Annotated in this window: 9 protein-coding genes and 1 tRNA gene; 5 read left to right on the top strand and 5 right to left on the bottom strand. The window is 65.1% G+C overall.

All coding sequences use genetic code 11. From position 1 onward, the window contains the following. Positions 1-69: 69 nt before the first annotated feature. The 4 genes from SH602x_RS16025 to SH602x_RS16010 all read left to right on the top strand — a co-directional run bounded on the left by SH602x_RS16025 (position 70) and on the right by SH602x_RS16010 (position 5,004). Positions 70-1,806 (top strand): FG-GAP repeat domain-containing protein, encoded by a 1,737-nt coding sequence (locus SH602x_RS16025; RefSeq protein ID WP_479473266.1) that lies wholly within the window; start codon positions 70-72, stop codon positions 1,804-1,806. A 181-nt stretch (positions 1,807-1,987) separates the two neighbouring features. Beyond that, a complete protein-coding gene (locus SH602x_RS16020; protein ID WP_479467197.1) occupies positions 1,988-2,236 on the top strand; it encodes a hypothetical protein in 249 nt (82 codons plus the stop codon). Between the two features lie 162 nt (positions 2,237-2,398). Beyond that, positions 2,399-4,588 carry an arylsulfatase gene (locus SH602x_RS16015; RefSeq protein ID WP_479473265.1) on the top strand — a complete coding sequence of 730 codons (2,190 nt, stop codon included), beginning with the start codon at positions 2,399-2,401 and terminating at the stop codon, positions 4,586-4,588. An 80-nt stretch (positions 4,589-4,668) separates the two neighbouring features. Next, complete coding sequence (locus tag SH602x_RS16010) at positions 4,669-5,004, top strand: thioredoxin family protein (protein WP_479473264.1); 336 nt, start codon at positions 4,669-4,671, stop codon at positions 5,002-5,004. A 14-nt stretch (positions 5,005-5,018) separates the two neighbouring features. On the opposite strand, the gene trpC is transcribed toward SH602x_RS16010, so the two are convergent. From trpC to purH, 3 genes are read right to left on the bottom strand one after another with little or no spacing between them, the layout of a single operon-like run. Then, positions 5,019-5,801 (bottom strand): indole-3-glycerol phosphate synthase TrpC, encoded by a 783-nt coding sequence (gene trpC / locus SH602x_RS16005; protein ID WP_479473263.1) that lies wholly within the window; start codon positions 5,799-5,801, stop codon positions 5,019-5,021. A 44-nt stretch (positions 5,802-5,845) separates the two neighbouring features. Next, entirely contained in the window at positions 5,846-6,763 is a 918-nt protein-coding gene (locus SH602x_RS16000) for a hypothetical protein (RefSeq protein ID WP_479473262.1), read from the bottom strand. A 46-nt stretch (positions 6,764-6,809) separates the two neighbouring features. Next, complete coding sequence (gene purH / locus SH602x_RS15995; protein ID WP_479473261.1) at positions 6,810-8,378, bottom strand: bifunctional phosphoribosylaminoimidazolecarboxamide formyltransferase/IMP cyclohydrolase; 1,569 nt, start codon at positions 8,376-8,378, stop codon at positions 6,810-6,812. 400 nt (positions 8,379-8,778) lie between these two features. Between purH and SH602x_RS15990 the strand changes: the two genes are divergently transcribed. Then, positions 8,779-8,852: transfer RNA gene (locus SH602x_RS15990), tRNA-Arg, on the top strand. A 419-nt stretch (positions 8,853-9,271) separates the two neighbouring features. Here the strand turns inward: SH602x_RS15990 and SH602x_RS15985 are convergent. Further along, positions 9,272-9,445 carry a hypothetical protein gene (locus SH602x_RS15985; protein ID WP_479473260.1) on the bottom strand — a complete coding sequence of 58 codons (174 nt, stop codon included), beginning with the start codon at positions 9,443-9,445 and terminating at the stop codon, positions 9,272-9,274. A 46-nt stretch (positions 9,446-9,491) separates the two neighbouring features. Then, positions 9,492-12,440, bottom strand: coding sequence for a hypothetical protein (locus SH602x_RS15980; protein ID WP_479473259.1), 2,949 nt, complete (start codon positions 12,438-12,440; stop codon positions 9,492-9,494). Positions 12,441-12,519 lie beyond the last annotated feature (79 nt).

Raw genomic sequence — 12,519 nt, 5'->3', positions numbered from 1 at the left:
GGTCATTAAGCTAGTGGGGTCTCCTCGCGCCTCTCCGACGTTTCCTCTCTCATCTTCGGGAAGTCTTCCATGCGTGCCTCCCTGCCTGCGGCGCTGCTGACGATGGCCGTTCTTGCGAACGTCGCGGGGACTCGCTTCGCGAACGCGGAAGAACAGTTCGCCCTGCATACCTTCGAGCGACAGCAGCTGACGGGGACGTACTACTCCGAAGGAGCGAGCGTCGGCGATCTCGACGGCGACGGGAAAAAGGACGTCGTCTACGGCCCCTACTGGTTCCAGGGGCCGGAGTTCACGACCAAGCGCGAGATCTATCCGGCGAAGCCTCAGAACGCGAACGGCTACGCGGACAACTTCTTCAGTTGGGTCTACGACTTCGACGGCGACGGAGCGAACGACATCCTCGTCGCGGGCTTTCCCGGAACGCCGGGCTTCGTCTATCGCAACCCGGGGCCGGACAAGCTCGATCAGCATTGGGAGAAGATCGAAGTCGTCGATTCCGTATCGAACGAGTCGCCCCAATTCGTCGACATCATCGGCGACGAGCGACCCGAGTTCGTCTGCACGAACGGGGGCGCCTACGGCTTCGTCACGATCGACTGGGAGCGTCCGCTGGAGGCGTGGACCTTCCGGCGCATCTCCGAGAAGACGGCGCCGAAGCCGTTCGGACATGGCCTGGGCGTCGGCGACGTGAACGGCGACGGGCGGAAGGACATCCTGATCGCGGAAGGCTGGTTCGAGCAGCCGGCGGAAGCGCCGGAGACGTCGCGCTGGATCTTCCACGAAGGCCCCTTCACCGACGCTTACGGCGGGGCGGAGATGTACGCGGAAGACGTCGACGGCGACGGCGATGCGGACGTCATCACCAGCCTGGCCGCGCATGAGTACGGTCTGGCCTGGTACGAGCAGATCGAGTCCGACGGAGAGATCGCCTTTCGCCGGCGTCTGATCGTGGGCAAGACGCCGGAAGAGAATCGGCACGGCCTGCTCTTCACGGAGATGCACTCCGTCGCGATGGCCGACCTCGACGGCGACGGCGTCCGCGAGATCGTGACGGGCAAGACGTACCGCTCGCATCACGACCGGAGTCCGATGTGGGACGCCGGGGCGGTCGTCTATCGCTTCGCGCCGCAGAAGCAGGAGGACGGCAAGCTGATCTGGGTTCCGTTCCTGATCGACGGCGAGGCGGGCATCGGGCGACAGCTCGTGGTCGACGACGTCGACGGCGACGGACTGCTCGACGTCGTCACGGGCGGCATGAAGGGCTGCCACGTCCTGCACCATCGGATGCAGACGGTCGATCGGGAGACGTTCGAGAAATCCGTTCCGAAGATCGTACATCCCGAGGCGCCGGTCGCCGCGCCGATCGAGAAGGTGAAGTTCGCGATCGAAGCGGAGGCGATGAAGGTCGCCAGCGTCACGGGCGGAAACGCCTCGGCGCAGTCGATGACCGGATTCGCGGGCGGCCCCTGGAGCGGCGGCAAGCAGCTCTTCTGGCGGGGCGGCAAGGTCGGCGACGTGCTGACGCTGGAGTTCGACGTCCCGAAGGGGGGCCTGTACGAGATCGGCGTCGGCGCGACGAAGGCGCCCGACTACGGCGTCGTCTCGATCAAGCTCGACGACCAGACGATCGCCGAAGAGGCCAGCCTGCACGGGCCGGCCGTGGCGACGACGGTCATCGCGGACAAGATGCGGCTCCTCCGCCCCGGTAAGCACACGCTTTCGTTCGAAATCGTCGCCGCCGCGGAGGGCGTCGAAGCGACGTTCGTCGGCATCGACTACCTGCAACTGCTGCCAATCAATCCGTAGCCGCATGCCCGAGGGTATGCGAGGAGAACTCGACATTTTCTCCACACCGGCGCTTTTTTCCTGACCGGCAGGACCGGACGTGTCAGGGGGCGCCCCGATCCTATCTGCATCGAGAGCGACAGTCGTCGCCGAACTGAACTCGCGACCGGGAGTCGCGAGACCGATGCGGAAAGGATCACCCATGAGCCGGTATATCGTCGAGTCGGGTTCGTTGCAGGCGGTCGTGCGAGCGGAGGGCGCCGTCGCCGCCGCCGCGAAGGCGCTCTCCTGGGCGACGGAGGAAGACCGGCTCGCCCCGCAGGTCACCGTCCGCCGGCAGTCGCTGGCCGAACCCAAGGCCCGCCGTCGTCGCGGCGCCGCCGGTCGCGACTTCTGGACGCTGGAGACGGGCAGCCTGCTCACCCTGCTGCACGACAGCGTGCTGAACTGAGCGCGAGAGCGGCGATTCGCAGAAGCATCGCGTCGCCTAAGCACTGATTAGCGCTTAGCAGCATGTGGCGACGGCGGACGCGGAAGAGTAGGTTGGCGTAGTCGAGGGCGCGGCCCGCGACCTCCGCTTGTACCGACCCTCTGCTTCTTATTCTCTCCCGCCATGTTTCAGCGCCTGCGTCTCGGCCTGGCCGAGGCATTCGCCGCGGCGGCTCTGTTCGCCTTGGTCTCGTCCGCTTTTGCCGCTCAACGTCCCAACGTCGTCCTGATCATGTCCGACGACATGGGCTGGTCGGATCTCGGCTGTTACGGCGGAGAGATCGCGACGCCGACGCTCGACTCGCTGGCGGAGAACGGCCTGCGGTTCACGCAGTTCTACAACACGGGGCGCTGCTGCCCGACCCGGGCGTCGCTGCTCACGGGTCTTTACCCCCACCAGGCGGGCGTGGGGCATATGACGTCGCGGCAAGGCGATCTGCCCGGGTATCAAGGGGAACTGAACCGCAACTGCCGGACGATCGCGGAGGTTCTGCGCCCCGCGGGTTATGCGACGTACGGCGTCGGCAAGTGGCATGTCGCGCGGGACATGCGTCCCGACGGACCGAAACATGACTGGCCGCTGCAGCGCGGCTTCGATCGGTTCTACGGAACGATCACGGGGGGCGGCGACTTCTACGACCCCGGTACGCTTACCCGCGACGACACGATGATCTCGCCGTTCGCCGACGAGGAGTATCAGCCGGAAACCTACTACTACACCGACGCGATCAGCGACCACGCGGTCCGCTTCGTGCGCGAGCATGCCGAGGCGAAGACCGAGCAGCCCTTCTTCCTGTACGTCGCCTACACGGCAGCGCACTGGCCGATGCACGCCCTGCCGGAGGACATCGCCAAGTACGAAGGTCGCTACGACGAGGGTTACGGACCGATCCGCACCGAGCGCCTCCGCCGGGCGAAGGAGCTGGGCCTTCTGTCGGAAGAGACGACGCTCTCGCCGCAGGTCGCCGACTGGGACAAGGTTGGCGACCAGGAGTGGGAAGCCGCATGCATGGAGGTCTATGCCGCGATGGTCGATCGCATGGACCAGGGCATCGCGAAGATCGTCGAGGAGCTGCGGCGGACCGGGAAGGACGAGAACACCCTCGTGCTGTTCCTGCAGGACAACGGCGGCTGCCAGGAGGGAATCGGCAGGAATCCGCAGGACGCCCAGGCGAACGCCGCGAAGTACGATCCGATTCCCGCAGAGGCGCTTCGCGAAGCCGTTCAGCCGAAGCAGACCCGCGACGGCAAGCCTGTCCGCCGCGGGCCGGGCGTGATGCCAGGTCCGGGCGATACCTACATCGCCTACGGCGAGAACTGGGCGAACGTCTCGAACACGCCGTTCCGAGAGTACAAGCACTTCGTCCACGAAGGCGGCATCTCCACGCCTCTGATCGCCCACTGGCCCGCCGGCGTGGCGAAGCGAGGCGCGATCGAAACTCAGCCTGGGCACCTGATCGACATCATGGCGACCTGCATCGATCTGGCCGATGCGGCCTATCCCACGGAGGTCGACGGTCAACCGATCGTCCCCTTCGAGGGCGTCAGCCTGGCGCCCGCCTTCGCCGGCAAGCCGCTCGACCGGAAGCAGCCGCTCTTCTGGGAACATGAGGGCAACCGCGCGATTCGCGTCGGCGACTGGAAACTGGTCGCCAAAGAGAATCGGCCCTGGGAGCTTTACGATCTGTCGCAGGATCGGACGGAGAGCGACGACCTCGCCGCGAAGATGCCGGAGAAGGTCGTCGAACTTTCAACCCAGTGGGACGCCTGGGCCGCGCGTGCCAACGTGCTTCCGCTGGGAGGCTGGCGGGGACAAGCGAGCGCAGGCGGCGGCGAACGCTTCAGCGATAAGACGCGGTTCGAACTCCCGGGCGACGCCGATCTGCCGCGGGCGAAAGCGCCGAATGTGGCGAAACGGGGGTTCACCGTTCGCGTGAAAATTGCCGAGCCGGGCACCGAAGGCGTCCTTGTCGCGCAAGGCGGCAGCTCGCATGGCTGGGCGCTCTACTGCGAGAACCGATCAGTGAGTTTCGTCGTCCGGCGTCCGAACGGACTGGAAGGGGCGAGCATCGGTCCAATCATGTTGACGAAGGGATCGACCGTCGAGGTCACGTTGGCGAGAAACGGCGAGGCGACGATCGTCGTCGACGGCAAGGAGCGCGGATCGGCGGTTTGCGGTCTGGTGCTGTCCATGCCCGTCGACGGCCTGCACGTCGGTCGCGACGAGGGTGGAATCGTCGGGAGCTACGACGGTCCCTTCCCCTTCGACGGCAAGATCGAGAGCCTCACGATCGAACTGGCGAAGCCGAGGTGAGCCTCGCCGCCCCCGATCGGCGCCGATCGTGCAGCGACGCTTCGCGGTCTCACATCGAACGCGAATCACGGAGCAGGATCATGACCGACGACAGCAGCATCCCGCACGAACCGTCCCGTGAAGAGATCGACGCGCTGGAAGGCCCTGCCCTGGTCGAGTTCGGAGCGACCTGGTGCGGCTACTGCCAGGCGCTCGCGCCGAAGCTGGCGCAGGAACTGAAGCTGCATCCGGAGATCCGGCACCTCAAGATCGAGGACGGCCCGGGTCGTCGGCTGGGGCGTTCGTTCCGCGTGAAGCTCTGGCCGACGCTGGTCTTCATGCGAGACGGCCAGGTCGTGAAGCAAGTCTCCCGGCCCGAGCTACGCGAAGTGCGCGAGGGGCTGGCGAGCATCGCCGAGACGCCTCGCTCCGACTGAAAAATCGGGCGGGCTCAGCGTCCGAGAAGCTCCCGCACCGCCGCTCCCACGTCGTTACGCACCATCAGCGTCTCGCCGACGAGGATGGCGTCGACTCCGCCTTCCGCGAGCAGTTCGACGTCCGCTCGCGAACGAATGCCCGACTCGCCGACGAGAACCCGATCGGCAGGAATGCGTTCCCGCATCCGCAGCGTATGTCGCAGGTCGACCTCGAACGACCGCAGGTCGCGGTTGTTGACGCCGATCAGCTTCGCGCCCGAAGCGACGACCCGGTCGGCGTTCTCGGGGTCGTACAGTTCCACGAGCGCCGAGAGCCCCAATTCCTCCGCGCCGGCCAACAGCGTCGCGAGCTCCACGTCGTCCAGGCATTCGGCGATCAGCAGCACGGCATCGGCGCCGGCGAGCCGGGCTTCGTAAAGCTGGTACGGATCGAGGATGAAATCCTTCCGGATGATCGGCAGATCAACTGCCGCGCGTGCCTCGCGGAGGTCGTCCAGCGTGCCGCCGAAGAAGGGTTCGTCGGTCAGGACGCTCATGCAGGTCGCGCCGTTCGCCTCGTAGATCTTCGCGATCTCCGCCGGCGTCGAGCCTTCGCGAATGATCCCCTTCGACGGACTCCGCCGTTTGAACTCCGCGATCAGCTTGATCGGCCCCGGCGCCGAGAGACGTTCAGCGAAGCCGCGCGTCGCCGGAAGGCCTTGAACCTGTTCGCGCAGCGACTCGAGAGCGCACGCTCGCTTCCGCGCGGCGACTTCTTCCCGCTTCTTGTCGACGATGCGTTCGAGAACGTTGGTCACGCGGTCGCTCTTTCGGATCAGGCGTATATGGCGGAAGTCGAAGTCTAGTCGGCGACGTTCGACCGGGCGACCGCCTCGGCGATGGCGTCGATGCGGTCGGCGGAAATCAATTTGCCCAGTGGATGGAACGGACGCTCGCCGCGGGCCTTCCGCACGCGGGCGGGAAACATCCCCCCTGCCCTGCGGCAGACGCGACAGAACCGGGCCGTCGCCGCCGCCGGCGCTTTGCAACGCGGACAGTGCGAGTCCACGATCCACTCCCTTCCCTCGATCCGCCCCGGCGGGAACGCCGCGACGCGAAATGAAAGATTGTGCTGAAGACTCCGCATGAGCGCCTCGTGCAATGCTTCGCCTCCCGCGAGTCGCTGCTTCAGCGTCGTCCCGTGCAGCGATGATCGATCGAGCGCCGTCAGAAACGCTTCGACCTGCGCGACGCTCCACTCTCCGTCGATCCACCAGCCGAACCATCGCGGCGTCGTGAGGGGGAAGGCCGCGTCGAGAGACGCTGAGGCGCCCGAAGATTCGAGCGTCGTTTCCAACTCTGCGAGCGACGTCCCTTCCGCCGGCAGGATCAGGCCGAAGCATCCAGCCCACGGCGACTTGCGGCCCTCGCCCGTATTCGCGGGGCAGGCGAGGCAGGTCGCGTCCGCCGCTTCCTCTTCGCCGTAGTAGTCCAGGATCTCGTCGATCGAGAAGCCGCGAATCTCCGACCGCAGGAGCGTCCCGTCCCCGCGTCGCAGCCGGCCCCAGTCGCCGCGTTCGATCGCGATGCCGTCGACGAACCGTCCCTCCGCGCGAGCGACCGACGCCTCCTGCAGCGGGCGCAGTTCCCGTTCGACCGCGGTCGGATCGAAAGGATCGCTCGCCTGCTCGCGGAAGTCGCAATCCTGCGACAGCGACCATCGTGCGAACGCCGGGGTCGGGGCGATCGTCGGAGTCTCGAACCCGGAAGAGATCGTCATGGCCGCACGTCGCGCCGACCGATCGGCGGCTGGAATCCCGAACCGATCAGTGCTTGAAGTGCCGGCGGCCCGTGAAGAGCATCGCGATCCCCCGCTCGTCGCAGGCGGCGATGACGTCGGCGTCCTTCACCGAACCGCCCGGCTGTACGATCGCGGCGATGCCCGCCTCCGCGGCACGCTCGATCGAATCGGGAAAGGGGAAGAACGCGTCCGACGCCAGCACGGCGCCTCGGGCCTTCTCGCCTGCCTTCTTGAGAGCGATCTCGACCGAGTCGACCCGGCTCATCTGCCCTGCCCCGGCTCCGATCAGCATCCGGTCGCGCGTGACGGAGATCGCGTTGGACTTCAGCATCCGCACCGTCAGCCAGGCGAAGCGCAGCTCGGCCGTCAGTTCGGGCGACGGGGCGACCTTCGTCAACGTCTTCCACATCGCGTACAGGTCCGGCGCGTCGTCCAGATCCTGCACCAGCATCCCGCCGTCGATATTGCGGTACTGCCTGCCGCCCGTTTCGCCGTCGAGACGTCCGACCTGCATGATCCGGACGTTGTTCTTCCATTTCGGCAACGTCGTGAGCATGCCCATGGCCGCCGCGCTGTAATCGGGCGCCACGATCGCCTCGACGAACAGGCCGGGCGTGCATAGAAAGGTCGCGGTCTCCTCGTCGACCGTCCGGTTCATGCCGACTACCGACCCGAAGGCGCTGACGGGGTCGCCCTCGAACGCCCGACGTACCGCGTCCGCCAGCGTCTCGCCGATCGCGGCGCCGCAGGGGTTGGTGTGCTTCAGCACCGCACAGCCGGGCTGCTCGAACAATCGAATGGCGCTCAGCGCCGCGTCGAGATCGAGATAGTTGTTGAACGAGAGTTCCTTGCCGTTCAACTGACGCGCGGTCACCAGCGACGCTCCCCGCACGTTCGGCAGCGCGTAGAGCGACGCCGACTGATGCGGATTTTCGCCGTGACGCAGCTCGGCCTTCTTCTTCAGATTGAGCGACAGCGTCCGCGGCAGCGCTTCGGAACTCGCCTCCTGACTGAACCAGTCGGCGATGGCGCGATCGTATTCGGCGGTATGGGAATAGGCCTCGACCATCAGCCGGCGGCGAAGTCCTTCCGAGACCTCGCCCGTCTCCTGCACTTCGTCCAGGATCGCCGAATACTGTTCGGGATGGGTCGCGACCGCGACGAAAGCGTGATTCTTCGCCGCCGCGCGGATCAGGCTGGGACCGCCGATGTCGATGTTCTCCACCGCCTCGTCGCGAGTGACGTCCTCGCGGGCGACCGTCGCCTCGAACGGATAGAGGTTCACCGCGACGATCTCGAACGACAGGATGCCATGCTCCTCGATCGTTTCGAGATCTTCTTCCACGTCCCGGCGGAACAGAATGCCGCCGAAGATCTTGGGGTGAAGCGTCTTCACCCGGCCCTCGAGTACCTCGGGGAAGCCGGTATACGCCGCGATATCGACGACGGTGACGCCCGCCTGCTCCAGGTAGCGCCGGGTGCCGCCCGTGCTGTAGATCTCGACGCCCGCGTCGCTGAGGGCACGAGCGAAATCGGCGACGCCGAGTTTATCGCTGACGCTGATCAGCGCCCGGCGGACTTTCGTGGAGGACATGCGAGATCGATATTCGGAGGGAGACTCAACCCCAGAGGGGGCTACAGACGGCAAGGGCGGCATTCTATCAGCGGATCTTCCCCCCGCGAACCGCCGCGCCACGGCCCTTCCGCGGTCGCCTTTTTCGCCTGCTCCAAGCCCCGCCTTCAACCCGCAGAACCGCGACTCCCCTGAAGATTCGCCCCCCGGCAGCCGAATTACTCCTCGTCTCCCTCTTGAAGCGGATGCCCCGTCGCGCTAAAACCAAGACATCTGAAGCGAGCCGGCGAATCGGTCTCCATTTCAGCGTCTTCCCGCGAACCCTTGTTCGCGAGAAGGCATCCAAGTTCTCGAAGAAGCTTCCAGATCCGCGATAAGACATCGCGGGCCACGTCGCCTCCGCACAGACGAACGAACTCCCGCACCCCTAGCTCAATTGGATAGAGCATCGGTCTACGGAACCGAAGGTTAGTGGTTCGAGCCCACTGGGGTGTACTAACGCAAGCCCTTGAGAAATCAAGGGCTTGCGTCGTTTTCAGAGGGCACTACCGACACGTCGCGCGGACGTAACACGTCAAAAACACGTCACGGCGATCATGACACGCGACGATTTGCGGAAACTGGCAGATCGTTGCTGAATGAAGCGGAGGCTATCGCCGCGTCGCCAAGGCCCGGGAACTGCCCTCTCGCCGATCTCGGAATGCAAAGCTTCGATCTCGACGAAGGCGCGGTGAAGTTCTGGTTGATGCTTCTCGGCCTTTGCAGTTGTCCCGATGGGAAACGGCGAGACGCTGACGATCCGAATGTCGAGCTTTCCACCGCGATCGCCGAAGTTCGGAAGGCGCTAAAGTCCCTCTGAGATCTCACGCGACGTTCCTCCGCAACTTTAAGCAGCGACGGCGAGCGCAGGACTGCTAGACCGCTTCGGCCTTCGTCAACACGTCCGACACGAAGACGTGCGCCGCGCTCTCGCGCTTCATGCGGGTTGCCCTCGCGATGTAGATCTGCGTCGTCTGAATTTCCTTGTTTCGCATGCGCTTCTGAAGCTCCGGCATGATCATTCGATCGACGTTCTCCGTCGCGAACATCCTCCGGAGATCGTTACCGGCGGTCTGATGGGCCTGTCTCGGACGACTACGGCTGCTTGCGCGGTGCGAGGCCGTCGAGTTTCTCCAGCGCCTGCTCGAGTTGACGCGTCAATATGTCGTCGCGCGCCTCAAGCGCGGCGAGGCGGCGCTGAAGTTCGGCGGTCTCGTTCATCGGCCCCGCTCCCCGCCGTGCAATCGCCTCGGGACCTGACAGGACGACGGGCGCTGACGGCGATTTCGCCTTCATCTGCGCGACGACCTGATCGACGGACGCGTCGACCAGGACGAAGTATTGCAGCGTCGCTTCGTCGCCCTCCGCATCCCGAGCGGAAACGTACACGGGAACCGCGACGGGGATCCCGGTCGACTTGCGTCCGGTCAGACGCTCGCCCGCGTCGGCAGCCGAAGTCTGGGCCCTGCGAAGCATGGCTGCGGGAGACGCGCGATCGGTCGCCGGAAGCACGTTGCCGGTCGCCTGCTGCTTCGCGAGAGCCTGCACGATGAGCGAACCCTCCCTCGAACCGACGTAAGCTTCGATCGCGAACTTGCGAAGCGCCGCTGCGTCGACGGTCACGTCGCCAGAGGTTTCGTCGATCGTCATTCCGCTGACCGGTCGTCGAAGCTCGAATTGCAAGGGTCCCTTCGCGCCCCGAACTTCGTGCTTGAGAACGGTCGACGGTTCCTCGCCGACCCAGAACGTCGACTGTCGGGGAACGAACGACATCGCAGAGACCTTCGCGACCGGTTCGGGGTCGTCCGGGGATGCGGCCGATACGGCGTAGATGCGATTCTCCAGAAGCACGACCGCCCGATCGGACGCCGTCTCGAGTTGCGGAATCGGCGTGTCGATGCGGTGAGTCGTCGGAGCGGGTCGCGTTCGGTCGTCGAGCGTGATACGACGATCGATCGCGCCTTCGAATCGGAGCGACAGGATGTCGCGAGGCTGCGCGGTCCCGTAGGGATTCACGAAGGGACTCGCCATGCGCATCAGTTCCGCCGTCGCCTCGATGGACGATCCGGGAAGCGCTTTCTTGATGGTGATCGGTTCGCCTTCCCGAAACATGCCAGGGAACGGTTGCTCAGGCTTCGGCGGTTCGGAGAAACGGAGCGACGCCGATTCGGCGTCGAAGGCCGTGACGCTCGTCAGACCGCCAGGCGCGAAAATCAGCTTGCGTGCGAACGTCTCGTCGTACAGCGCTCCTCCGAGGGCGAGCCCGTCGGGCGTGACCGCTGCCCGCATCGGCAAGGGTAGCGGCGAATCGGCTTTCATGACCGGCTCCCACGTGCCCAGCTTGTAGACTTCGGCGCCTCCCTCGAAGGTGACGACCGCCAACTCTCTGAAAACGCGAAGTTCGCGTACCGGCCGTGCGATCCGCAGAGCGGTCGCCCGCTTGAGGTCGCTCAGGTTCAGAACTTCGACCTGCATCTGGTCGTCGTCGTACGTCACGAGAACATACTGTCCCGCCACGGCCAGTCGAACGATGCGCGAGGAAATCGCCTTCTCGACGAGCGTTTTCTTTTCGTTCAGATCGACCACGGCAAGTCGTTGCGGCGTCGCCGGCCGCGAGCCGGGCGGACCGAAATCGCGTGCGAACGGATCCTCGACGCTCCAGACGACCGCGCGCGAACCCTCGGCGTCGATCCTCAATTCCTTGGCCGAGAAGGGAAGTTCGATATGCGGGTATTCGACCTTCCGTTTCTCGACGATGGTCGTCTCTAACTCGCCCAGAATAAGAGAGTATCTGAACTCGGCGACGCCGACCTGCTGCTCGGTCGGCGTCCAGATGAGCTTATCAGGCCGAGCTTCGATGCCGTCAGGCAACCCCCGAACGACGATCCTCGTTCGCGGATCGGAGATCTTGATCTGGATCTCGTAACGCTGCCCGACCTGGAACGTCTCAGGGGCGACGAACGTCGACGCGAGCAGCGGCTCTTCCGGAGCCTGAAAATCGGCGTACGGAACCAGGTAGACGTCGTCCTGGTATCCCACGATCAGCCGATCGTGAACGTCGTCGGCGAAGACTTTCGGGGAAGGGACCACCGATCCGATCGGGACCTCGGCCGTCTCGACGGGCCTGGCCAGTTCGATGATGACCGGTTCGCCGACGGTCGAGAACGAGTTGTACGACAGCGCCTGCAGGTAGAGCCCCGGATCCGAGGCAGCCTCCACAGGAAGCCCGAAGATGAGCGGCCGTTCGCGGGAAAAGCCGACAGCAACGAACCCCAGATCCTGAGCGATCGTTTTCAGGTCGGGCGAGTAAAGCCTGGCGCCGTGGGCCGTGTACCGACCGTGCGGATCGGGCACGTAGGGAGCGGAGGCCTGTTCGGCGCTGATGACGTTCATGAACGTCGGCTTTTCCGCGCCGAGGTCGTTCATCCGCTGGAGAGACGCGAGCTGGGGGATCGACCCGCCCGTCTGGCGATAAGCGAACTTTCCGTCGGCGGAGAGCGTGGTTTCCCGCGCATCGTCGAAGAGCTTTCCGACGTCCTTCATCGTGCGCAGGTCGACGGCACCGCAGAGGAAGTCCGTGGTGACGCCGTACACGCTGCCGCCGCTGTAGTTGTAGAAGACGAACGGATCGGCGGGATTCTCGGAACAGGCGACGTGCGCGGGGCTTCCCGCGGCGATCGGCACGAACTTCGCCAGCGAGAAATCGGCGGCGTCGATGAGATAGACGTGCGCGTCGAACTGGCAGACGACCGCGTAGTAGGTCTTATCGCCGAACTGCTTGCAGCAGACCTTGCACGGCTTGTCGCCGATACGCAGCGTCGCGGACGGCTCCGTCTCTCCGGCCGTCAGGTCCTTCGCGCTGAAAAGCGCCGCTATGCCGTTCTCCTGGTCGACGGCGACGAGATCGCCGTTCTCCGTTCGCATCGCGAACGCGACATACTTTTCCGGCAACACGATTCGCGACGTTTCCGCCCGCGATTCGCGAGAACCGATCGCCGCCAATATTGCCAGTAGGAGAATCGAACGGCCTAGCTCGCGGAACATAGATCGAATTCCCTTCATAGTGACGCGGCGGGCGAACTCCGCCCAACCACGCGGCACATTCTAGCGGGCACGGCCGAAC

Source organism: Lignipirellula cremea, from assembly GCF_056501455.1.
Note: the sequence above shows the minus strand (reverse complement) of the source record. Positions and strands in the feature narration are given on the sequence as shown.